This is a genomic window from Leucobacter sp. OLIS6 (assembly GCF_002752355.1).
Lineage (GTDB): Bacteria > Actinomycetota > Actinomycetes > Actinomycetales > Microbacteriaceae > Leucobacter.
Map to the genome: position 1 here is coordinate 21077 of NZ_MRAV01000014.1, position 23941 is coordinate 45017.

Annotated in this window: 19 protein-coding genes; 18 read left to right on the forward strand and 1 reads right to left on the reverse strand. The window is 69.2% G+C overall.

The window, feature by feature from the left end:
• Position 1 precedes the first annotated feature (1 nt).
• The 3 genes from BMH31_RS10220 to BMH31_RS10230 all read left to right on the forward strand — a co-directional run bounded on the left by BMH31_RS10220 (position 2) and on the right by BMH31_RS10230 (position 2451).
• Positions 2-949, forward strand: a complete 948-nt coding sequence (locus BMH31_RS10220) for a pseudouridine synthase (RefSeq protein ID WP_099722512.1) — start codon at positions 2-4, stop codon at positions 947-949.
• Positions 950-984: 35 nt separating this feature from the next.
• Positions 985-1824 (forward strand): thymidylate synthase, encoded by an 840-nt coding sequence (locus tag BMH31_RS10225; RefSeq protein WP_099722511.1) that lies wholly within the window; start codon positions 985-987, stop codon positions 1822-1824.
• Positions 1825-1893: 69 nt separating this feature from the next.
• Positions 1894-2451 carry a dihydrofolate reductase gene (locus BMH31_RS10230; RefSeq protein ID WP_241898245.1) on the forward strand — a complete coding sequence of 186 codons (558 nt, stop codon included), beginning with the start codon at positions 1894-1896 and terminating at the stop codon, positions 2449-2451.
• A gap of 398 nt (positions 2452-2849) precedes the next feature.
• Here BMH31_RS10230 and BMH31_RS10235 read toward each other — a convergent pair whose 3' ends face one another.
• Positions 2850-3428 (reverse strand): hypothetical protein, encoded by a 579-nt coding sequence (locus BMH31_RS10235; protein WP_143469845.1) that lies wholly within the window; start codon positions 3426-3428, stop codon positions 2850-2852.
• A 727-nt stretch (positions 3429-4155) separates the two neighbouring features.
• Between BMH31_RS10235 and dapA the strand changes: the two genes are divergently transcribed.
• The 15 genes from dapA to recA all read left to right on the forward strand — a co-directional run bounded on the left by dapA (position 4156) and on the right by recA (position 23938).
• Entirely contained in the window at positions 4156-5133 is a 978-nt protein-coding gene (dapA, locus tag BMH31_RS10245) for a 4-hydroxy-tetrahydrodipicolinate synthase (RefSeq protein ID WP_099722507.1), read from the forward strand.
• Between the two features lie 42 nt (positions 5134-5175).
• Positions 5176-6855, forward strand: a complete 1680-nt coding sequence (locus BMH31_RS10250; RefSeq protein WP_046454391.1) for a ribonuclease J — start codon at positions 5176-5178, stop codon at positions 6853-6855.
• Between the two features lie 3 nt (positions 6856-6858).
• Positions 6859-7980, forward strand: a complete 1122-nt coding sequence (locus tag BMH31_RS10255) for a peptidoglycan bridge formation glycyltransferase FemA/FemB family protein (protein WP_099722506.1) — start codon at positions 6859-6861, stop codon at positions 7978-7980.
• The gene (locus BMH31_RS10260) at positions 7980-9596 is read left to right on the forward strand and encodes a lipid II flippase MurJ (protein WP_099722505.1); all 1617 of its coding nucleotides are present in this window, start codon (positions 7980-7982) and stop codon (positions 9594-9596) included. Before BMH31_RS10255 ends, BMH31_RS10260 begins: the two co-directional genes overlap by 1 nt.
• Entirely contained in the window at positions 9593-10642 is a 1050-nt protein-coding gene (locus BMH31_RS10265; RefSeq protein WP_099722504.1) for a peptidoglycan bridge formation glycyltransferase FemA/FemB family protein, read from the forward strand. Before BMH31_RS10260 ends, BMH31_RS10265 begins: the two co-directional genes overlap by 4 nt.
• 8 nt (positions 10643-10650) lie before the next feature.
• Complete coding sequence (locus BMH31_RS10270; RefSeq protein ID WP_099722503.1) at positions 10651-12144, forward strand: DUF3375 domain-containing protein; 1494 nt, start codon at positions 10651-10653, stop codon at positions 12142-12144.
• Positions 12137-12862, forward strand: a complete 726-nt coding sequence (locus BMH31_RS10275) for a DUF4194 domain-containing protein (RefSeq protein ID WP_099722502.1) — start codon at positions 12137-12139, stop codon at positions 12860-12862. The genes BMH31_RS10270 and BMH31_RS10275 overlap by 8 nt, the downstream gene beginning before the upstream one ends.
• On the forward strand, positions 12859-16221 hold the full coding sequence (locus BMH31_RS10280; protein ID WP_099722501.1) for an SbcC/MukB-like Walker B domain-containing protein: 3363 nt from the start codon (positions 12859-12861) through the stop codon (positions 16219-16221). Before BMH31_RS10275 ends, BMH31_RS10280 begins: the two co-directional genes overlap by 4 nt.
• Before the next feature lie 100 nt (positions 16222-16321).
• Entirely contained in the window at positions 16322-19129 is a 2808-nt protein-coding gene (locus BMH31_RS10285) for a DNA translocase FtsK (protein ID WP_099722500.1), read from the forward strand.
• Between the two features lie 149 nt (positions 19130-19278).
• Positions 19279-20667, forward strand: coding sequence for a hypothetical protein (locus tag BMH31_RS10290; RefSeq protein ID WP_099722499.1), 1389 nt, complete (start codon positions 19279-19281; stop codon positions 20665-20667).
• 37 nt (positions 20668-20704) lie between these two features.
• On the forward strand, positions 20705-21313 hold the full coding sequence (gene pgsA / locus BMH31_RS10295; RefSeq protein WP_099722498.1) for a CDP-diacylglycerol--glycerol-3-phosphate 3-phosphatidyltransferase: 609 nt from the start codon (positions 20705-20707) through the stop codon (positions 21311-21313).
• Positions 21310-21834 carry a CinA family protein gene (locus BMH31_RS10300; RefSeq protein ID WP_099722497.1) on the forward strand — a complete coding sequence of 175 codons (525 nt, stop codon included), beginning with the start codon at positions 21310-21312 and terminating at the stop codon, positions 21832-21834. Before pgsA ends, BMH31_RS10300 begins: the two co-directional genes overlap by 4 nt.
• Positions 21835-22003: 169 nt before the next feature.
• The gene (locus BMH31_RS10305) at positions 22004-22327 is read left to right on the forward strand and encodes a helix-turn-helix transcriptional regulator (protein ID WP_046455857.1); all 324 of its coding nucleotides are present in this window, start codon (positions 22004-22006) and stop codon (positions 22325-22327) included.
• Between the two features lie 69 nt (positions 22328-22396).
• Complete coding sequence (locus BMH31_RS10310; RefSeq protein ID WP_099722496.1) at positions 22397-22618, forward strand: DUF3046 domain-containing protein; 222 nt, start codon at positions 22397-22399, stop codon at positions 22616-22618.
• Positions 22619-22876: 258 nt separating this feature from the next.
• Complete coding sequence (recA, locus tag BMH31_RS10315) at positions 22877-23938, forward strand: recombinase RecA (RefSeq protein ID WP_099722495.1); 1062 nt, start codon at positions 22877-22879, stop codon at positions 23936-23938.
• Positions 23939-23941: the final 3 nt, after the last annotated feature.

The following is a 23941-nucleotide window of genomic DNA, read 5'->3' on the forward strand; positions in this document are numbered from 1 at the left end:
GATGCCCCCGCGTTCCCCGCTGCCGCAGCGCCTCGGACTCGATTCCGCCTGGATGCGCTCGCCCGACCGCGATCCGGCGAACCCGCGCCCCTGGCCGACCATGCGCGATTGGCTGCACCACCGGCTCTCCGAGCACATCGACGTCGACGCGTTCATCGCCGACGAGCGCTTCGTGCTCGATTCGGGAGCGCCGCTGCGCGCCGACGCGGAGTACCGCTCGCACACCTTCGTCTGGTTCTACCGGGATCTGCCGGAGGAGACCCCGGTGCCCGGTGCCGTGCACGTCGTGCACCGCGACGATCGGATCGTCGTGGTCGACAAACCGCCGTTCCTCTCGTCGATCCCGCGCGGCAAGCACATCACCGAGAGCGTCGTGGTGCGCATGCGGCACGAGCTCGGACTGCCGGAGCTGACGCCGATGCACCGACTCGATCGGGTCACCTCCGGGCTCCTGATCCTCGCCACCGAGCGTCGTTGGCGCGGCGCCTACCAGAGCATGTTCATGCGCGGCGAAGTGTCGAAGACCTACCATGCGGTCGCGCGGATCCGCGACGACCTCGCCCTGCCCGCCACCGTTCGCAACCACCTGCGTAAACGGCACGGCACCTGGCAGGGGGAGGAGGTGCCCGGTCTCGAACCGAACTCCGAATCGCTCGTGGAGCTGGAGCGCGAGCTGCCGACCGAGGGCGGCGGCGAGCGCCGCGGGGTGTACCGGCTCACCCCGCGCACCGGCAAGACCCACCAGTTGCGCCTGCACATGCTGGGGCTCGGGATCCCGATCGAGGGCGATCCGCTCTATCCCGTGGTGCAGGAGATCGCGGTCGACGACTTCAGCACGCCCCTGCAGCTGCTCGCGAGCGAGCTCCGCTTCTCGGACCCGATCGACGGCGGCGAGCGCCGGTTCGCGAGCGTGCGGGAGTTCCCGCTCGGCGCGCCGCAGGCCCACTGAACGCTCCGAGCGAACGCGGCCTCGGCCGCGGCCCGATGTCGGACCTCGCCGGTAGACTTCTCGACGTGAGCACGAACGAGATCCCGACCCCCTACGAGGACCTGCTGCGCGAGGTGTTCGAGCACGGCACGCCGAAGTGCGACCGCACCGGAACCGGCACGCGCAGCCTGTTCGGTCGCCAGATCCGCTTCGATCTGGCCGAGTCGTTCCCGCTGCTCACCACCAAGCGGGTGCATTTCAAGTCGGTCGCGATCGAGCTGCTCTGGTTCCTGCGCGGCGAGAGCAACACCAAGTTCCTCACCGACAACGGCGTGACCATCTGGGACGAATGGGCCGACGCGAGCGGCGACCTGGGCCCCGTCTACGGCGTGCAGTGGCGCTCCTGGCCGACGCCGGCGGGCGAACACATCGACCAGATCTCGCAGGTGATCGAGCAGATCCGTTCGAACCCGGACTCGCGCCGTCTCATCGTGTCCGCGTGGAACGTGGCGGAGCTCGACCAGATGGCGCTCGCACCGTGCCACGCGTTCTTCCAGTTCTACGTGGCCGACGGCAAGCTCTCGTGCCAGCTCTACCAGCGCTCGGCCGACATGTTCCTCGGGGTGCCGTTCAATATCGCCTCCTACGCGCTGCTCACGCTCATGGTCGCGCAGCAGACGGGGCTCGAGCCCGGCGAGTTCGTCTGGACCGGCGGCGACTGCCACGTCTACGACAACCACGTCGAGCAGGTCGAGAAGCAGCTCGCGCGCGAGCCGTTCCCCTACCCGAAGATCAGCATCCGCAAGCGGGACTCCATCTTCGACTACGAGCTCGACGACTTCGAGGTGCTCGACTATCAGCACCACCCGGGCATCAAGGCCCCGGTCGCGGTCTAGGGCCACGAACTTTACGAAGTTCGGAGTGCCAGGTGTAACACGATGTTCCATTTGGCTAATATCGGTGACGTGAGTGCGCCGGAGAAAGATGGCCCGCGGATTGGAATGATCTGGGCGGAAGCTCGATCTGCCGATCAGGACGGCGGGGCTATCGGGCCACGCACTGGCGTCATCGGTAGCCAGGGGAAGATGCCTTGGTATCTACCTGAGGACCTGGCCTTCTTCCGGAAACAAACCCAAGGCTTCCCAGTCATCATGGGGCGCCGGACCTGGGAGTCGCTGGAAGCACGATTTCGTCCGTTGCCGGGACGCGTGAACATCGTCGTGACTCGAGACCTTGACTACGAAGCGCCTGGGGCGACTGTCGTGGGATCCGTTGAAGACGCAATCGAAGCTGCAGGGCGGTTTAACCAGGAGCGCATCTGGATCATGGGTGGCGGACAGGTCTACCGTGCAGCGATGCCCTTCGCTGACGATCTTGTAGTGACGAAGATCGATCACGAGTATTCGAACGCTGACACGTTCGCACCGGAGATTGGCGATGAGTGGATTCTTGACGATCCTGGAACGTACTCGGTCTCTAAGACGAACCTCGGCTACCGCTTCGAACGCTACCTGCGGGCCTGAGCCGCCCCAGAGTCCCGGGTCTCTGAGTCCCGCGCTTTCGTAGCGCCCAAAGGCGTGCCTGTGCCTTCACACCTTCGCCGAGATGACCCTTTCGCGGGTTTTGAGCGCCCATAACCCGCGAAAGGGTCATCTCGAGGGGCCATCTCGAAGGGGTACCTCGGTGGGGGAGCCGCGGGGGAGAGCGTGATGCACGAGCACTAGCACTAGCACGAGCACGAGCACGAGCACGAGCCTGAGCCTGAGCCTCAAGACTCGACATCGAACATCGAACATCGAACATCGAACACCGAGCACCGAGCATCGGCCTCCGGGCGCCGACCTCCCAAGCCCCAAGGCCCGGGCGCCGACCTCCCGAAGGCCGATCTCCCGGCCCCGGAGCCCGATCCGGGCCCAACGCCTCAGCGCTCGGCGAGGAGCCGAGCCAGCTCGGCTGCGACGGGGCGCGGATCCCGACCGAGGAACCGGCAGAGCCGCGAGCGGGTCTCGGCGATTCTGCTCCAGTGCAGGTCCTCGTGGTGCAGGCGCAGCAGCCGGTACCCCTCTTCGCGGGCGGCCTCGAGCCGCGCCAGGTCCCTCAGATACTGGGCCCGGTCGGTGCGGTGCTGCTCCCCGTCGTACTCGATGATGCGTCTTCGCGCCCGGTCGACCAGGTCGAAGCGGCCGATGAACGTCCCGTCGGCCCGCCGCAGTTCGACCTGGAGATCGAGATCGTCGAACCCCAGCGCGACGAGTTCGAGCCGGACTTCCGTCTCCATGCGGGATTCCGCGCCGATCCGGGTGAGGCTCAACGCGACGCGGAGCTTGCGGATCCCTCGGCCCGACATCCGGGCGGCTTCGGCGTGCAGCGCCTCGAGCGGCACGAGCGGCGAGGCTCGGTGCAGCGGGCCGCGGGGGAGCACCAGATGGTCCATCGCGACGACGAGCTCGCGCACGGGGAGCAGCGCCGCGCTCTGGGCGAGCGCCGCGACCGGACGCACGCAGGGAAGCCCCGCGGGCGATCGAACGATCTCGAACTCCGAACCGACGCCGTGCCCGATGACCGTGCGGCCTCGCGCGGCTCGGAGCGGGAGGGGCGCTGCGAGGTGCACGGCCTCGGGGGATCAGATCGGCGCGCCGAACGCGAGGAGTGCAGTCGTGTGGCTGAATGCCTCTCGTCGACGGAGTTTCGGGACATAGGCGTGCGCGAGATCGAGCACGCGCTGCTCAGGGAACCTTGACTCCTGCTGCTCCGAGCGCAACCGGTGCACGCCGCGGTGGGGCGACTCGAACCGGCGGTGCGCGAGCATGTCCCGGGTGATTCCCGCGCGCGCGGCCTCCGCAGTGCCGATCGCGGAGCCGGGCGCGGAGTCAGGCCAAGGCCGAGGCTGAGGCCAAGGCCAAGGCCAAGGCCAAGGCAGCGGCGTCGGAGTCCGGGGCATGGAGCGAGAATGCCGCGGGCGTCGGCTCGATCCGGCTTTGTCCACAGGGAGAGCGCGCCGACGCGTCGGCACTGACGCCGAGATGACCCGTTCGCGGGTATTGAGCGCTCATAAGCCGCGGAAGGGTCATCTCGAAGGTGGCACCTCGATTCAACCCAGATGCGCGCCACGCCCACGCCCACTCCCACGCTCCCGCCCACTCGCACGCGCGGACCCGAAGCCGAAGAACGCCCGAACAATGGGCGGCGCAGCCAACTCTCCGCCCCGGGTCCGGTAGCCTAGGCGTGTGACACAGCGCGAGAATCCCTTCGGCCAGGTACTGGTCGCTCTGGTGACCCCGTTCCAGGCAGACGGCGAAGTCGACTGGGCGGCCACCGAGGCCCACATCGACCACTGCATCTCCAGCGGGGCCGACGGCATCGTCGTGACCGGCACCACCGGCGAGACGAGCACCCTCACCGACCCCGAGAAGATCAAGCTCGTCGAGGTCGCGAAGTCGGTCTCGAGCGGGCGCGCGAAGATCATCACGGGCGGCGGTTCCAACGAGACCGCGCACGCGATCGAGCTCTACAAGGCCAGCGAGAAGGCCGGCGCGGACGGCGTCATGATCGTCACGCCGTACTACAACAAGCCGACCCAGGCGGGCCTGCTGACCCACTTCCGCATGGTCGCGGACTCCACCGACCTGCCGGTCATCCTGTACGACATCCCCGGCCGCACCGGCGTGCCGATCAAGTACGAGACGATCCTGCGGCTCGCGAAGCACCCCAACGTGCTCGCGGTGAAGGACGCCAAGGGCGACTTCAGCGAGGTCAGCCGGGTGCTGAACCAGACCGACCTCATGTACTTCTCGGGCGACGACGCGAATGTGCTCCCGCACCTCTCGATCGGGGCTACCGGCCTCATCGGCGTCACCGCCAACATCACCGCCGCGCCCTACCGCACCATCATCGACGCGGTGAACGCGGGCGACCTGCACACGGCGCGCGAGCAGCACCAGCGGCTCGAGCCCCTCGTGCGCGCCATCATGACCCACGTGCCCGGCACCGTCGCGGCCAAGTACGTGCTGCACGGCCTCGGCCGCATCTCGAGCCCGCGCGTGCGCCTGCCGCTCGTCGGTCCCGAGGAGTGGGAGGCCGCCATGATCGAGGACGAGCTCGCGCTCGTGCACGACGTCGCCGGCGTCGATTTCCAGAACTTCCGGCCGGACCGCAACGCGGCTGCCGGCGGCGCCCTGCCGAAGATCGCAGGGACCACCCGCTAACCGAACGGCCCCGAAGGATCGGGGCCCTGACCAGGAGGCTGTGTGCCCGTCACCACCCCGTATGCTCCGCCGAAGCTCAAGAACGGCACCCTTCGCATCACCCCGCTGGGCGGCCTCGGCGAGGTCGGCCGCAACATGACGGTCTACGAGATCAACGGCAAGCTGCTGATCGTGGACTGCGGCGTGCTCTTCCCTGAGGAGCACCAGCCGGGCGTCGACCTGATCCTGCCCGATATCTCGCAGATCGAGAACCGCCTGAACGACATCGTCGCGGTCGTGCTCACGCACGGTCACGAGGATCACATCGGCGGTGTGCCCTACCTGCTGAAGCGTCGCCCGAACATCCCGTTGGTCGGGTCGAAGCTCACGCTCGCGTTCATCTCGGCGAAGCTCAAGGAGCACCGGATCACGCCCGAGCTGCGTCAGGTCGCCGAGGGCGACCGCGTGAAGTTCGGTCCGTTCGACCTCGAATTCATCGCGGTGAACCACTCGATCCCCGATGCGCTCGCGGTCGCGATCCGCACCGAGGCCGGTCTCGTGATCGGCACGGGCGACTTCAAAATGGATCAGCTGCCGCTCGACGGCCGCATCACCGATCTACGCGCCTTCGCCCGCCTGGGCGAGGAGGGCGTCGATCTGTTCATGACGGACTCGACCAACGCCGAGGTCCCGGGCTTCACCCCGCTCGAGAAGGACATCGGTCCCGTGCTCGAGCGCGTCATCGAGAAGGCCCGCGGCAAGGTCGTGGTGGCGAGCTTCTCGAGCCACGTGCACCGCGTGCAGCAGGTGCTCGACGCCGCGCAGAAGGCCGGCCGCCGCGTCGTGCTGCTCGGCCGCTCGATGGTCCGCAACATGAAGATCGCGTCGGACCTCGGTTACCTCGAGGTGCCCGAGGGCGTGCTCGTCGACCTCAAGAAGAGCGGCGACATCCCCGATCACCGCATCGTCTACATGTCGACCGGTTCGCAGGGCGAGCCCATGGCGGTCCTGAGCCGCATGGCGAACCAGGAGCACCAGGTCGAGATCGGTCAGGGCGACACCGTGATCCTGGCGTCGAGCCTGATCCCGGGCAACGAGAACTCGGTCTACCGAGTGATCAACGGCCTCATGAAGCTCGGCGCGAACGTCGTGCACAAGGGCAACGCCAAGGTGCACGTCTCGGGCCACGCCGCTGCCGGCGAGCTCATGTACTGCTACAACATCGTCCGCCCGAAGAACGTCATGCCGATCCACGGCGAGTACCGCCACCTCGTGGCGAACGCCGGCGTCGCGATCGAGACGGGCGTGCCGCAGAACCGCACCATCATCGGCGAGAACGGCACCGTGGTCGACCTGGTCGACGGTGTCGCCCGCGTCGTCGGTCAGCTCGAGATCGACTTCATCTACGTCGACGGCAAGAGCGTCGGCCGGGTCACCGACGACGATCTGCGCGATCGTCGCACGCTGGCGGAAGAGGGCTTCATCTCGGTGATCACGGTCGTCGAGACGAGCCTCGGCCAGATCGTGTCGGGTCCCGAGATCCACGCCAAGGGCGTGGCCGAGGACGACAAGGTGTTCGATGCCATCAAGCCGAAGATCGCCGACGCGCTCGAAGAGGCGATGAAGGGCGGAACGACCGATCAGCACGCCTTGCAGCAGGTCGTCCGCCGCACCATCGGCCGCTGGGTCGGCACGAAGCTGCGCCGCAAGTCGATGATCGTCCCCGTCGTGGTGGTGGTCTGACCGGTGTCGGTCGAAGCCCGGCCCGTCGCCGCCGTGCGGTTCGCGACGGACGATGAGCGCGCCCGCTGGGACGCGCTCATCGCGGCGAACCCCGACGGCGGCGAGGTCTGGCAGGGCGATGCCTACCTCGAGCAGAAGCGCGAGGCCGGCCGCTACCGCGTGCACCGGCTGATCGTCGAGCTCGGCGACGAGGATCACACCGCGGTCGCCGTCGGCGTGCTCGCCAAGCGTGCCCCGCTGCTCGGCGAGTGGTGGCACGTGCCGGCCGGGCCGGCCGCACTCGACGCCGCGGGGCAGGATCCCGAGGCGTTCGCGCGCGCGACCCGCGCCATCGCCGACTTCGCGCGTGCGAACGGCGCGTTCCTGCTCAAGATCGAGCCACGCGTCGTCGCGAGCGACGAGGCCGAGCGCGCCATTCGCGCGCTCGGTGCCGTCCCGACGGCCCGCATCATCCCGAACCCCTCGACGATCATCGTCGATGTGCGGGGGAGCGGCGCCGAGCCGCGCACCGAGGACGAGCTCTTCGCCAGCCTCGGCAAGAAGGCCCGCTACGCCATCAAGAAGGCCGCACGCGACGGGATCACCGTCGAGCGCGTGCCGGCGAGCGATGCGAACTGCGCGGCGTTCTTCCGGCTGCTCGAAGAAACGGCCGAGGGGCGTTTCGTGCTGCGCAGCGCCGACTACTACCGAACGTTCTGGCAGCGCTTCGAGCGCGCCGGCGACGGTCAGCTGTTCTTCGCCTACCGCGACGGCGCGCTCGTCGCGGGCGCGTTCGCCATGGGCCTCGGTTCCAAGACGACCTACAAGGACGGCGCCTCGGTGCGCGCGAAGACCGCTTACGGCGCATCGCACGCGCTGCAGTGGGAGGTTCTGCGTTGGGCCCTCGAGCGCGGCGCGGTCACCCACGACCTGTGCGGTGCCCCGCCCTCGAGCCAGGCCTCCGATACCGCGCATCCGCTGCACGGCGTCGGCCAGTTCAAGACGAGCTTCGCGCCGCAGATCATCGACCACGCGGGTGCGTGGGATCTGCCGCTGAGCGCGAGCAAGTTCTCCGTCTGGGCGAAGATCGGCGACCGCATCGCGCGCCGTCTCTCGCTCACCGTGCAGAAGGACCCGTACTACTGATGGCCGGCTCTCTGGCGCGCGCGAGCGCAGTGATGGCCTCGGGGACCATGGTCTCCCGGGTGCTGGGTTTCGCGAAGGCGATGCTGCTGGTCTACGCGATCGGGCAGGCTCCCTCGGTGTCCGGTGACGCGTTCGCCAACGGCAACCTGCTGCCGAACACGCTCTACATGATCCTGCTCGGCGGCATGCTCAACGCCGTGCTCGTGCCGCAGATCGTGAAGGCGGCGAAGGATCCCGACGGCGGTGCCGGGTACATCAACAAGGTGCTCACGCTGGTGATGAGCGCGCTGACGGCGGTGACCGTGCTGGTCATGCTCGCGGCACCGGCGATCGTGTGGATCTTCACGATCGAGTGGGGAGCGGATCAACGGGGTCTCGCCCTGGCATTCGCCTACTGGGCGCTGCCGCAGATCATCTTCTACGGTCTCTACACGATCCTGGGCGAGGTGCTGAACGCCCGCAGCGTCTTCGGTCCCTTCACCTGGGCGCCCGTGCTCAACAACGTCATCGCGATCGCGGGCATCATCGTGTTCATCGCCATGTACGGTGCTGACTCCACCGGTACCCGCACTCCGGGGGACTGGAGCGCGGGCGCGATCGCGGTGCTCGCAGGAAGCGCCACGCTCGGTGTGATCCTCCAGTCGGTCGTGCTGTTCGTCTCCTGGCGCAAGGCCGGAATCCGTTTCCGTCCGGACTTCAAGTGGCGCGGGATGGGGCTCGGCCAGACCGGCCGCATCGCAGGCTGGAGCCTCGCGACCATCGTCGTCATGCAGCTCGGCGGTATTGTGACCCAGAACGTCATCAACACCGCGTCGGGCGCTGGCGCCTCGGCGCTCGCGATGCAGAACGCGTGGCTGATCTTCATGCTCCCGCACTCGGTGATCGCCGTCTCGTTGGCGACCGCGTATTTCACCCGGTTGGCGGGGTGGGGGCAGAACGGTCGCATGACCGAGTTCCTGCTCGACTTCTCGGCCTCCGCGCGGCAGATCCTGCTCGTGATGGTGCTCGCCTCGGTGATGATCTTCGCCGCAGCGCCGTTCGTGAGCCGCGTGTTCAACTTCGCCGGCAACCCCGACCAGATCTACACGTTCACCCTCGTGCTGCAGTGCTACATGGTGGGCCTCGCCGCGTACAGTTTCCTGTTCATCGTGCAGCGCGCGTTCTACGCGCTCTCCGACACCCGGACGCCGTTCATCTTCACCTCGGTGCAGATCGGTCTGCTCGTGGTGCTCTCGCTCTGCCTGCTCGTGCTGCCGAAGGCGTGGGTCGGCCCGGCCTACGGCCTCATCTTCGGGTTCACGACGGTCGTCCAGGCGCTGCTCGCCGTGTTCCTCCTGCGCAAACGTCTCGGGCACATCGACGGCTCCCGGATCCTCGCCAGCCTGCTCTTCTACACGCTCGCCGGAATCCCCGCGCTCCTCGTCGGCTTCGGGCTCACACTCGTGTTCGGCCTCGTGTTCCCGGGGTACGGCGTGTTCGCCGCGGTCGGCCTCGCGATCCTCGATGCGCTCGTCGTGACCGCGGTCTACATCGGGGTCCTCCGCATCCTGAAGTCACCGGATCTCACAGAACTCACCGCATTCGTCTCCCGCAAGCTCGGAAGGAACCGTTCGTGACCCTCACCGTCACCCCCTGCACCGATCCGGAGCTCTGGGATCGGACCGTCATCGACCTCGGCGGGCATCCGCTCCAGCTCTGGGGCTGGGGCGAGCTGAAGTCCGCGCACCGCTGGTCGGCGGAGCGCGTCCTCGTGACCCGCGACGGCGAGACGGTCGGGGCCTGCCAGCTCCTCACCCGCAAGCTGCCCTGGCCGCTGGGCGGCTTCGTGTACGCCCCGCGCGGCCCGGTGCTCGCGCGCGGCTCGAAGGCCGCCGAGATCGAGGGTGCGACTCCCGGGTCGGCCGGCGCACCGGCGCAGGATCCGGCGCCCGGCGCGGTCGCTGACGCCGTCGCCGACTACGTGCGCCGCACACGTCGCGCGGTGGCGGTCTCGATCGAGCCCGACGAGGACGACGGCCGGTTCCCGCTGTCCGACGCCTGGCGCCGCGCCGAGACGACGGTGCTTCCCGCACGCACGCTGATCCTCGACCTCACGCGCAGCGAGGACGAGCTCATGGGCGACATGTCGAAGAAGCACCGCCAGTACGTGCGCAAGTCCGAGCGCGAGGAGTCGCTCGAGATCCGCCGCGTCGAGACCGCCGAGCAGCTCGAGGAGTGCCTCGAGGTCTACCGCGCGACCAGCGCGCGCGCCGATTTCGGCCTGCACGAGGACTCCTACTACCACGACGCCCGCACCATGCTCGGCGAGCACGCGCCGATCTGGGCCAGCTACGTCGACGGCAAGCCCGTCGCGTTCCTGTTCCTCGCGGTCAGCGGGCGCACCTCGTTCGAGCTCTACGGCGGCATGGACGAGACCGGTCAGCGACTGCGCGCCAACTACGCGCTCAAGTGGAACGCGATCCGCGAGATGAAGGCCCGCGGGGTGGAGCGCTACGACTTCGGCGGCCTCATCAACGACGGCGTGACCACCTTCAAGACCGGATTCTCATCGCACGAGAACCTGCTCGCGGGCACCTGGGACCGTCCGATGTTCGGCTACGGCATCTGGACCCGCGGCCTGCCGCTCGCGAAGTCGGTCGTGCGCAAGCTCCGGCGACGCTGATCGCGGGGATGGGACACAGCAGGGCGGAGGCCGCGTACCAGCGAGCGATCGGGGCGTTCAAGAACCCGACGCTCGATCTGCTGCACGGTCGGTACGCGCCGTTCGTGATCGCCGCGCTCTCGCTCGTCTTCACCGCGGATCGTCCGACGGTCGCCGTCTCGGACGCGCACGTCGAGGTCGGCGAGATCGTCGACGAGCTGCGCGCCGCCGATCGCGACGGACGGGAACGCGGCCTGCCCGCGGGCTCGGGCCGTGAGATCTGCCGCTACTGGGTGCGCGTCGGCTGGCTCGTGCCGCAGATCGTGGACGACGTCGAGGTGTACCGGCTGTCGGCGCAGGCCGTCGGCGCGCTCGAGATCGCGGGTCGCGCGGGCGGCGGGCGTTCGCGGGTCTCGCGCTCGCGCGTGCGCACCCTGCTCGAGACGATCGAGCAGCTTGCGCAGGACGCCGAGCCGGATCCCGAGGAGCGGCGCGCACGGCTCCTCTCAGATCGCGCGGCGATCGACGCCGAGCTCGCGCGCCTCGAAGAGCACGGGGCGCCCGAACCCGCCGACGACGAGCTGCTGCTCGAGGAGGCCGAGAACGTGCTGCACCTCGCGCGCGAGCTGCCGGCCGACTTCTCGCGCGTGGCCGAGTCGATCAACGCGATGCAGCGCGACGTCGTCGCCGACCTGCGACGCGACGTGCGGCCCGCGGGCGAGGTGCTTCGCGAGTATCTGCAGCGCGGTCAGCACGTCATGCAGGCCACTCCCGAAGGTCGCGCCTTCGCGGGCGCGCTGCGGCTCATCGGCGATCCCGAACGCATCGATCACCTGACGGACCAGCTGCGCACCCTGCTCGCGCAGCCCTTCTCACGGCTCATGGACGCCGAGCAGCGCAGCGACCTCGACGCGATCGCGAAGCGGGTCGAGCAGGGGGTGCAGGAGGTGCTCACCGCGCAGCGCCGCGCGTCGCACGTGATCACCGCGCAGGTGCGCACGCACGATCCGGCGCGCGACCGAGAGGTCGACGAGCTGCTGCGCAGCGTGATGTCGGGGCTGCAGAACTGGACTCGGGATGCGAAGGCCGGCGATCGCGTGGAACCCTTGCGCGGGTTCCCCGTCGCGGGCGTCGGCCACCTGCGGCAGACGCTCAGCGACATCCGGCCGCCCGCAGCGCCCGCGCCGCTGAGGGAGGCCGAAAGTGCGGCGGAGTTCGAGGACGTCGACACCCGAGCCTGGGGCGGTCCCCGATACACCGAGCTGGAAGCCTACGTCGCCGGGCTCGGCGATCGCTTCGACCTCGCCGACGCGTTCGCAGGCGCTCCCGATGCCGAGCGCCGACCGGTCGACCTGCTCGGCCTGCTCGAGATCGCGCACCGCACCGGCATGAGCGAGGGCGACGAGGTCTCGGTCGTCGAAGCGCTCCGACCCGACGGGACGAGCCGCAGGTTCGCCTTCGGCTCCGTCACCGCCGGAATCCGCACAGAATCCGCCGTACCCGAAGAAGGCGAAGATGACTGAAACCGTCGAACCGTTCGTCGCCCCCGTTCCCATGGAGGCGGATCCCGGTGAGTACTTCCCGGGCGACCACGGAGTCCTCGATCCCGAGGTGCGCCGCGTGCTGGTGCGTCTGCTCCAGCGCCGCTTCCTGCTCGCCGCGCGCAACCGCGACGACTGGAATGTGCTGCTCGAGAACCAGTCGGTGATCGAGTCGCGCCTGCACGACCTGTTCGTCGACCTCGTGGTCGACTCGGGCCGCGGTGTCGCCTACAAGCAGCAGATCCGCTCTGACGAGCTCGACGTGCCGATCCTGCTCCGCGACGAGGCCTACACGCGCGCCGAGACGCTCGTGCTCGTCTACCTCCGCACCGTCTACCAGCGGGAATCGACCGCGGGTGAGGCGTCGGCGCGCGTCGACATCGAAGAGGTCGAGCAGACCGTGCTGAGCTACTTCGCGGAGGTCGACGGGGATCAGGCGCGGCGCCAGAAGGCCGTGCGTGCAGCGCTCGCTCGCCTCCGGCAGGAGGGCATCGTCGAGGAGGAATCCGAGGGGCGGTACCGCATCAGCTCGCTCGTCGAGATCGTGCTCGGCGCCGAACAGCTCCGCGAGCTCAGCGACTGGCTGCGCGAACGCGGTGGGCACCCCGCGGCTCAGGACGCCGAGGCGGGGAGCGGAGCAGCTCCGGACCCCGATCCCGAACCGACCGCCGGCATCGACCGAGAGGAGCAGGCGCTGTGACCATGCTCGACACCCTCTTCGGGCTGATCCCCGCCGCCTCGCGCGGCCAGCAGTGGATCGCCGATGAGCTCCAGCTCGTGAACTGGGGCGGATACGACGGGGCGCACCGCGTCCGTTTCTCGCCGACGGCGACGCTGCTGTGCGGCGGATCCGGTTCCGGCAAGTCCACGCTCATGGACGCCTACATCGCGCTCATGATGCCGCACACCACGCCGTTCAACGGCGCCTCCAACGGCGGCGTCTCGGGGCGGCCGCGCGGCGAGGAGCAGCGCAACATCCTCTCGTACGGTCGCGGCAAGATCGACGAGTCGCGCACGGAGGAGGGCACCAGGGTGCGCGTGCTCCGCGGCGACGGCACCGACACCTGGACCGCGATCGCCGCGACCTGGCTCGACCACGACGGATCGCGCTTCACCGCAGTGCGCGCCTGGTACATCCCCGCGACCGCGCGCACCCTCGAAGACACCGTGCGGGTGCGCGCGACCGTCGACGGCCCGTTCGACCTGAGCGCGCTCGAATCCGCGGCGGGCCAGCGGCTCTCTGACGCGTCGGTCCGCGCGGCCGGCCTCGAGACCGTCGCGACCGATCGCGAGTTCTCGGCGCGGCTCCACTCGGTGCTCGGCATCGGGGCCGCCGGGGCCGGATCGAAGGCGATGAGCCTGCTCGCCCGGATCCAGGCCGGACAGCAGATCACCACCGTCGACGAGCTCTACAAGCGAATGGTGCTCGAGGAGCCCGAGACGCTGGCCATCGCGGATGCGGTAGTCAGCCACTTCGACGAGCTCGAGAGCACGCGCGGCCGGATGGTGACCGCGCAGAAGCAGGTGCGCGCGCTCAGGCCGATCCGGGACATGCGCGCCCGCATCGAGGAATCGGCGGAGCGCCTGCGCCTGATCGATGCCGTCGGCAGGTTCTCGGACCCCGCATCGCTGGCCTCGCTCTGGCGCGCGGAGCACCGGCTCGAGCTGCTGCGCTCGGTCGAGGCCGAGCTGCAGGCGCAGAAGCGTGAAGCCGACGACGCGGTGCGCGTCCAGCAGACGCTCGCCGACGCGGCGGAATCGGAGCGCGACGGCCTGCTCGAGGTGCTGCGCAACGCCGGTGGCGATCGGCTCGAGACCGCCGAGCGCGAGCTGCGGGGGATCGAGCAGCGCCTGGCCGCGGTGCGTCAGGAGCGCGAGCGCTTCGACGGGGTCCTCGCGGTCCTCGGCGTCGAGGTCGGCACCGAGACGGAATTCGCCGCGCTCACCGAGGCCGCTCGCGCCGCGCTCGGCGATCCGAACGCCAAGGCGATGGCTCGTGAGGCCTATGCGGACGCGCGGGGGAGCGCTTCCCGGCTCGAGCGCGAGCTGCTCGCGGCGCGAGGGGAGCGGAGCGCGGCGGAAGGACGCAGCGACAGCATCCCGATCGCGCTGCACGAGGCGCGGGAAGCGCTCGCCGACGCCGCGGGGCTCAGCGTCGACGAGCTGCCGTTCGTCGGCGAGCTGATCGAGCTCCGCACCGAGTTCGAGCCGTGGCGCGGAGCATTCAACCTCGCGCTCGGCGGCTTCGCGACGACGCTGCTGATCGACGCCGAGCACCTCGCTCGCTTCCGCACCGCCATCGACGCCGTACGCTCCCGCGTACGTGTGCGCTACGAGGGTGCGCACACGGGGCTGCAGATCGCCGCGGGGCTGGATCCGCGAACCCTGCCCGGCCGGCTCGACTACCGGGAGACGGCGTTCACCGGTTGGCTGCAGGATCGGCTCGCGCAGCGTTTCGACTTCGTCTGCGTGGACTCGGCCGCGGAACTCTCCCGCCATGCCAACGCGATCACCGTCTCGGGACAGATGTCGCAGGGCTCCCGCGGCGCGCACGGCGGTCACGGCACCGCGAACGTGCTCGGGTTCTCGAGCACGGGGCGGCTCGCCGAACTGGACGACCGCATCGCCGTGCTCTCCCGGGAACTGGAATCGGCGGAGGCGGACGCGGTCCGGGCGGCAGCGGCGCTCGACGCGCTCGACGCGCGTCACGAGGCCTACGGCAAGGTGCGCGACACCGACTGGTCCCGGGTCGACATCGCCTCGGTCGAACGGGAGCACGAGCGGTGGACCCGGATCATCGGCGAGGTGGCCGAGGGCAGCCCCGAGATCGCGGGCCTGCAGAAGCAGATCGCGGAGGCCCGCAAGAAGGTCGCCCGTCTGCAGCAGGAGACCGGGCGGGCGAAGGGGGTGCAGGAGCGGATCGCCGAGCGCTGGGCGGACATCACCGACGAGGTCGACGCCGCGCAGATCGCGGTCGAGCGGGCCGAGGACGCCGGTTCCGAGCTCTCGGAGGCCGAAGCGGCCTACCTCGACGCACGCTTCGCGGGTCCCGAGGCGGAGGCTGAGGAGGGCGCCAGCCGCGCCGATGCGCTGCTTCGCTTCGACGCGGCGCTCGATGCCGCGGGCAAGCGCCTGATCGATGACCAGCGCGCCGCGCAGGACACGCTCGTGGACCAGCGGGACGCGCTGCGGCGCACCCTCGAAGGGTTCCTCGAGAGCTGGCCGAACCCCAATCTCCGAGCCGATCCCGACACGTCGATCGGCGACTTCGAGCACCTGCTCGCCGAGCTCGAGGCGAGCGGGCTGCACGAACTGGAAGCGGAGTGGCGCGACAGCCTCGTGAACCTCTCCGGCAACGACCTCACCAACCTCGACTCCGCGCTGGGGCGCGCCCTGCGCGAGATCCGCGATCGGATCGAGCCCGTGAACCGGATCATGCAGGACCTGCCGTTCTACGACGACGATCACCGCCTGCAGATCATCGCCCGCGAGAATCAATCCGAGGCCCGCAGGCGGTTCCGGCGGGAGCTGCGCGACGTGCGCGGACTGATCGACGCCGCCTCGAGCGATGCCGAGCGCGCGCAGTCGTACGAGCGCATGGCCCGGCTCATCGGCCGGATCCGTCGTTCGGCCCCCGACTTCGCCGATCTGATCGATGTCCGCAACCACGTACGCATCAGCGCCGAGAAGATCCACGCCGGCACCGGGGAGCACGCGGCGCTGTACGACCACATCGGCGAGAAGTCGGGCGGCGAATCGCAGGAGCTCATCGCGTTCATCGTTGGCGCCGCGCTGCGCTACCAGCTGGGCGACGCCGGATCGGAGCGCCCGCGCTACGCGCCCGTGTTCCTCGATGAGGCCCTGATCAAAGCCGACGCCCACTTCACCCGCCGTGCGATCGGCGCCTGGCGCGGGCTCGGCTTCCAGCTGGTGATCGGTGCGCCCAACGACAAGTACAGCGCGATCGAGCCGCACGTCGACGTCGAGTACGACATTCTGAAGGACACGAAGGGGCGGTCCTGGGCGAAGCCGAAGGTGGGTCTGCCGCACGGGGCCTGACCGCGCCCGACGCGTAGCGACGCGCCGTGGACGGCCGTGATTTCCGCCGGTTTCGGAGCGTCATCACAGAAAAGTCGGTGGTCGAACGTACCCTCGAAGCATGGCCAGCAAGACTTCGACGCGCGGAAAAGCGGGGTCCTCCAGCACAGGATCCCGCTCGCGCGCAACCGCGAAGACCACGGTGCTGGAACCCGTCGAGACCGAGGGCGTCGTCGCGCGCGCCTGGCGCGGCCTCGGGCACGTCGTCGGCGGCGCCGCGCGCGCCTTCCGCATCGAGCCCATCGCTCCGGAGGACCGGCGCGACGGCATTCCGCTGCTGCTCGTGCTGCTCTCGATCGCCGGCGCCGTGGTCGAGTGGTTCCTCATCGGCAATCCCGTCGCCGTCCAGCTCGACGCGTGGAGCTTCGGCGGGCTCTTCGGCCGGGTCGCCTTCGGACTCCCCATCGTCATGATCGGCTTCGCCTTCTGGCTGTTCAACAAGCCGTCGAGCGTGCACGACAACCGCCGCATCGCCATCGGCATCAGCCTGGCGGTGCTCAGCATCGCCGCGCTCTGCCACGTGCTCGGCGGGCAGCCGCAGCCGAAGAACGGCATGGTCGCGCTCGCGAGCGCCGGCGGGCTGCTCGGCTGGATGCTGGGCGCACCGCTGTCGTACCTCACGCTGTGGGTCGCCGTGCCCGTGCTGTCGCTGCTCGCGGCGCTGTCGCTGCTCATCATCACGAAGACTCCGCCGGCCCGCATCGGCGCCCGCATGGGGGAGGCCTACCGCTACCTCTTCGGCGCACCCGAGAAGGAGCCCGCCGCGGACACCGCGATCGAGTCCGCTCCCAAGCGTTCGCGCAAGAGCAAGGCGCGCGACGACGACACGCTCTTCGACATCGAAGAAGAGATCCCGTCTGGCGGCGAACTTCCCTGGTGGCGGCGCAACTCGTCCGGTCGCGAAGAGGATCCCGACTACTCGAGCGACGCCCAGGCCATCGACGAGGTGCTCGACGGCACCCCGAGCACCGACGACCGCACGCACGCCTTCGACACGGCGTTCGCGGGCGGCGAGACGACCGAGATCCCCGCGGCGGACGCGCACGACGGATTCCCGACCGGGCTTTTCGACGAGCTCGACCAGGCCGAGGCCGCGGTCGCGGCATCGGGTGCCTCCGCGGCGTCCGGGCTCGGCGACGACTCGCCGAGCGATTTCGTCGCCGACTGGCAGGCCGACGAGACTCCGGCCCCGGCGCCCACGACGCCGTTCGCGGTGGCGCCCCCGCACGTGCCGGCCGTCGCCCCCAGCTACCTGCTGCCCGACCAGGGGACGCTGAGCGCGGGCGACGCACCCCGAACGCACACCGATGCCAACGACCAGATCATGGCCGCGATCGCCCGTGTGTTCGAGGAGTTCAAAGTCGACGCCCGCGTCTCGGGCTTCTCGCGCGGTCCGACGGTCACGCAGTACGAGGTCGAGCTCGGACCCGGCGTCAAGGTCGAGAAGGTCACGGCGCTCTCCAAGAACCTGTCCTACGCGGTCGCCTCCAACGAGGTGCGCATCCTCTCGCCGATCCCCGGCAAGAGCGCGATCGGCATCGAGATCCCCAACAAGGATCGCGAGAACGTGGCGCTCGGCGACGTGCTCCGCTCGGCGAAGGCCCAGCGCAGCACCCACCCGATGACCATCGGGGTGGGCAAGGACGTGAAGGGCGGCTTCGTCGTCGCCAACCTCGCCAAGATGCCGCACCTGCTCGTCGCCGGCGCGACGGGCTCCGGCAAATCGAGCTTCATCAACTCGATGATCACGAGCGTGCTCATGCGCGCGACTCCGGCCGAGGTGCGCATGGTGCTCGTCGATCCCAAGCGCGTGGAGCTCACGGTCTACCAGGGCGTGCCGCACCTCATCACCCCCATCATCACCAACCCCAAGAAGGCGGCCGAAGCGCTGCAGTGGGTCGTGAAAGAGATGGACATGCGCTACGACGACCTGGCGAGCTTCGGGTTCCGTCACATCGACGACTTCAACGAGGCCGTCCGATCCGGGTCGATCGTGCTGCCGGAGGGCAGCCAGCGCGTGCTCAAGCCCTACCCGTACCTGCTGGTCGTGGTCGACGAGCTCGCCGACCTCATGCTCATCGCTCCGCGCGACGTCGAGGACTCGATCCAGCGCATCACCCAGCTCGCCCGCGCGGCGGGCATCCACCTGGTGCTCGCCACCCAGCGTCCGTCGGTCAACGTCGTCACCGGCGTGATCAAGTCGAACGTGCCCAGCCGGTACGCGTTCGCCGTGGCCTCCGGCACCGACTCCCGCGTCATCCTCGACGAGGTCGGCGCTGAACGACTGATCGGCCAGGGCGACGGCCTGCTGCTGCTCAACGGCGAATCCACGCCGATGCGCGTGCAGGGCGCCTGGGTCAACGAGTCCGAGATCGCGAAGGTCGTGGCGCACGTCAAGGCGCAGGCCCAGCCCGAGTACCGGGCCGACGTGGCGCAGACGGTCGAGAAGAAGGAGATCGACGAGGACATCGGCGACGACCTCGAGGTGCTGCTCGCGGCGGTCGAGCTCGTGGTCTCCTCGCAGTTCGGCTCAACCTCGATGCTGCAGCGCAAGCTCCGCGTCGGCTTCGCGAAGGCCGGCCGCCTCATGGATCTGATGGAGTCCCGCGACATCGTGGGCCCGTCCGAGGGATCGAAGGCCCGCGACGTCCTCGTTTCGCCCGAGCAGCTGCCCGAGGTTCTCGCGCGGCTCCGTGGCGACGCGCCCCCCGCGGGGGCGGCCCCCGTTCCTCCTGCGGCTCCGCCCGCGGCGCCGCAGGCCGCCGAGCCGGATCCCTACGACGATCCGATCGGACGCCACCAGGCCGGACTCGAAGAGGTCGAGGCCGAAGACGACGAAGACGCCTGGAGCTTGACGGGCCGAGACTGAGCGGGTCCTCCCGCGAACGCGAACGCGATGCCACGGGCGGCGCCTCGGGCATCGCGTTCGCGCCTGCGGGCATCGCACGCGATGCCCGAAATCCCGCACGCCCTGCTAGCGTCGAGACGACGATCCCACTCCGAGAGCGAGAGACCACCGTGAGCGATACGAATCAGCCGGGTTCGCCCGACGGCGCCGTCCCCGAACCGCAGCCGGTCGAACCGAACCCCTCCGAGGCGCAACCCGGCCCCGCCGCCCCGGTCGTGCCCGAGCCCGCGGCGGCCCCGGGCCGGCCCGTCCCGTCCGCACCGGACGAGCAGGATCCGATCCGGCAGTGGGCCGCCCCCACGGTCTCGGACCAGGCCGCTCCCGCGCCCCCGGCACCGCCCGTCGTGGATCCCGCTCAACAGTGGGCGCCGCCGGTCGCGCAGACCCCCGCGATCCCGGACCCTGCGATGCAGGTTCCCGCTGCGCAGGTTCCCCCGATGCAGGGCGGCGACCCCGCGCAGCAGTGGGTCCCGCAGCCGGGCGCTCCCGGTGCGCCCGGAGGTCCCGGGGTGCCCGGTGCTCCGTATCCCGCACACGGTGCACCGCCCGTGAAGCGCGGGCTGCCGAAGTGGGCCCTCTGGCTGATCATCGGCGGCAGCGCGGCGATCCTCGCGATCATCGCGCTCGTCGTCGTGCTCGTCGTGGTCATCTCCTCCGGCGGTCCGAAGGGGACCGCGAGCGACTATCTCTCCTCGCTGTCGAGCGGCAAGGTCGCCGCGGCGAACAAGATCGCCCGCGTCGACGGCGACAAGCGTCTCGCCGTCCTCGAATCCGACGCGTACGCCAAGTCGAAGCACGCGACCGACTACGAACTCACCTCGATCAGCCAGAGCAACGATCGGGCGCTCGCTTCGGCGACCTACAAGGTCGACGGATCGACCGTGCGGGGCACCTTCGAACTGCGCAAGGACGACAAGGGCTGGTACGTCTCCCGCGGCCTGACGGATCGACTCCCGCGCGTCTACGGTTCCAACGGGGCCGACGCCTACCGGCTGCCGGGATACGACGGCCTCATCACGAACGATCTCAGTCTCGAGGCCTACCCCGGCGTCTACACCGCCGAACCGCCGAACAAGTACTTCGAGTTCAGCAAGCCCTTCGTCTTCGAGATCGGCAGCGAAGGGGTATCCGGGGTGGACACCCCCAAGCTCGTGCCGTCGCAGGCGATGGCGGACGAGATCGACGCGCAGCTGAAGACGCACATCGATGAGTGCCTCAAGTCGGTGACCGATCTGTCATCCGTCCGCAAGTGCGGCATCTCGGGCTACCCGTCGAAGGTGTACGACGTGAAGAAGGCCACGGTATCGGTGAAGTCCTACCCGAAGGTCGAGCTCCAGCAGTACTCATACGAACTCAAGGAGAAGGGAGCCGCTACGGCTACTTTCACCGGAAAGACGAGCGGGGGCGGCGAAGGCTCGGAGACGCTCGACGTCGACTTCTCGCGGCTGATCTTCCGGCCGGTGTTCGAGGACGGCAAGCTGTCCATCACCTACTACTGAGACGCGCAGCGGAGCAGTCAGTGAGCGGAGCCACGGAATGAGCGGAAGCGACACCCCCGAACGCGTGTCGAACTGGAACGCGCCCAACATCATCACCGGGGCGCGGATCCTCGCGACGCCGTTCTTCATCTGGATGCTGCTCGCCGACCACGGGCAGATGGGGCCCTGGCGCTGGGCCGCCGGCGCCTTCTTCGTGGTCGCGATCGCCACCGATGCGTGGGACGGCTATCTCGCCCGTTCCCGCGGGCTCGTCACCGATCTCGGCAAGCTGCTCGACCCCATCGCCGACAAGTTCCTCACCGGAGGCGCCTTCGTCTGCCTCTCGATCCTCGGCGAGCTCCCGTGGTGGATCACCGCGCTGGTGCTGCTCCGCGAGATCGGGATCACCGTCCACCGCCTGTTCGAGGCGCGCGAGGTGGTGGTCGCGGCGGCGTGGATGGGCAAGCTCAAGACGGTCGCGCAGTCGGTCGCGATCCCGCTCGCGATCTTCCCGTTCCCCGAACTGCTCGGCTCCTGGATGCACGTGGTGAACATCATCGCGATGTCGATCGCAGTGATCCTGACGGTCGCGAGCGGCATCGACTACGTCGTCAACTTCGCGAGGCTGCGCCGCGACGCGGCCGCGGAGGGACGCGCGGAACGATGACCGATGCGGGGGAGGTGATCGCGGCCGCCCGGCGTTCCGGGCAGCGGATCGCCGTCGCCGAATCGCTCACGGGCGGCTGGTTGTGCTCCGCCCTCGTCTCGGTCCCCGGGGCATCGGCGGTGGTGCTCGGCGGCGTGGTCGCCTACGCGACGCCGCTGAAGGCCGCGCTGCTCGGGGTGGATCCCGAACTCCTGCGCCTGCGAGGACCGGTGGATTCCGAGGTCGCGCAGCAGATGGCGCGCGGGGTCCGTTCGGCGTGCGCGGTCGACGGCCGCCCTGCCGAGATCGGTATCGCGACCACGGGCGTGGCCGGGCCCGATGCGGACCCGCAGACCGGGCAGCCCGCCGGCACGGTGTGGCTGGGAGTGAGCTCGGCGGCAGGGGAGCGGGCCGTGCGACTGCGGCTCGACGGGGATCGCGGCGAGATCCGGGAAGCCGCGGTGCGCGCCGGGATCGAAGCGCTCGGCACGTTGCTGGGCGAGAGGGATCGAGCCGAGAACGATGCATTCCCCATGACTTGAGTCGACTCGGCTCATATTCAGGTGATATTCAGGAATAGTCGGGGAGTCGCGCCGGTTGTTCACAGTGACGCTCGGCAGACTTGAAGCGTCACCCACTCGGAGAAGATCATTCCGGGCGGGTAGTGTGGAAACGTGATCCTCGGATCGCGGATGCAAGAAGGAGGACGCCATGGTGCTGGTTCGTCAAGAGATCGGTGACGTGCTGCGAGACTTCCGCCTGCAGAAGGGCCGGACCCTGCGGCAGGTCGCCGGTGAGGCGAGCGTGGCGCTGGGCTACCTCAGCGAGGTGGAGCGCGGGCAGAAGGAAGCGTCGAGCGAGATTCTCGCCGCGGTCGCCGACGCGCTCGATACGCCGCTCTCGGTCATCTACGGCGAGGTGAGCGATCGCCTCGCGGTGGTCGAGGGCCTCAGCGTGCCGCTCGCGTCGCGCGTGCCGGACACGGTGCCCGCAGACCTGGTCTCGGGCTACGCGTCCGAGCTGATGGCTCGCTAGTCCGATCAGATCGTTCGAGGGCGTCCGACCGTTCGCGGCCGGGCGCCCTCTTCATGCCGAGGGGGATCCATGCGCCTGAGCGAGTTCCAGCGTGCGATGCGCGAGGAGTTCGGCGACGCCTATGCCGGGGTGCTCATGCGCGACCACTGGCTGACCGCGCTCGACGGCACCGCCGACGCGGCGATCGAGCGCGGAGTCCCCGCGCGCGAGGTCTGGGTCGCGGTCTGCGAGGACCTCGACGTGCCCCCGTCCCGCCGCTACGGCAGAGGGCTCCGAGACCCGCAGCGCTGAGTCCGAGGCGCCGCGCGGTCGGCGACACGCCGCCGCGCTATCGAATGTGTGTTCGAATATTGCTATCGTCGTCCCCAGATGGATTCGGCGCTTTTCGGGCTCCGGGAGCTGTGGTCTCCGACGCGAATGTCGGTGGCTGCTCCTAGTGTCTGAACACGAAGCCATCACGCCTTGTCGAGGAGCAACCGAGGGTTGTTTCGCACGACAGCCGATAGGCGGCAGAGCAGGCGGATTCCGCCCGAGCAGAAGGAGCACACCATGGCAGCAAACGATCGCGAAAAGGCCCTCGACGCGGCACTCGCGCAGATCGATCGTCAGTTCGGCAAGGGCGCGATCATGCGCATGGGCAGTCAGGAGCGCGCTCCGGTCGAGGTGATCCCGACCGGTTCGATCGCACTGGACGTCGCGCTCGGCATCGGCGGGCTCCCGCGCGGCCGCATCATCGAGATCTACGGTCCGGAGTCCTCGGGCAAGACCACGCTCACGCTGCATGCGATCGCGAATGCGCAGCGCGCCGGCGGCATCGCCGCGTTCATCGACGCCGAGCATGCGCTCGACCCCGAGTACGCGCAGAAGCTCGGCGTCGACATCGATTCGCTGCTCGTCTCGCAGCCCGACACGGGGGAGCAGGCGCTCGAGATCGCCGACATGCTGATCCGTTCGGGGTCGGTCGACCTGATCGTCATCGACTCGGTCGCGGCGCTCGTGCCGAAGGCCGAGATCGAGGGCGAGATGGGCGACAGCCACGTGGGCCTGCAGGCGCGACTCATGTCGCAGGCGCTCCGCAAGATGACGGGCGGCCTGAACCAGACCAAGACCACCGCGATCTTCATCAACCAGCTCCGCGAGAAGGTCGGCGTCTTCTTCGGCAGCCCCGAGACGACCTCGGGCGGCAAGGCGCTCAAGTTCTACGCGTCGGTCCGTCTCGACATCCGCCGCATCCAGACTCTGAAGGACGGTCAGGACGCGGTCGGCAACCGCACCCGCGTCAAGGTCGTCAAGAACAAGATGGCTCCCCCCTTCAAGCAGGCCGAGTTCGACATCCTCTACGGCGTCGGCATCTCTCGCGAGGGTTCGCTCATCGACTTCGGTGTCGAGCACGGTCTCGTCAAGAAGAGCGGCTCCTGGTACACCTACGACGGCGATCAGCTGGGTCAGGGCATGGAGAATGCCCGCCGCTTCCTGATCGAGCACGCGGATGTCGCCGCCGAGATCGAAGAGAAGATCCTGGTGAAGCTCGGCGTCAACGGACGCACCGAGGCCGACGCAACCGCTGTCGAGGGCGGCGAGGCCGCGGACGACGTGCGCATCGGGGCCTGAACA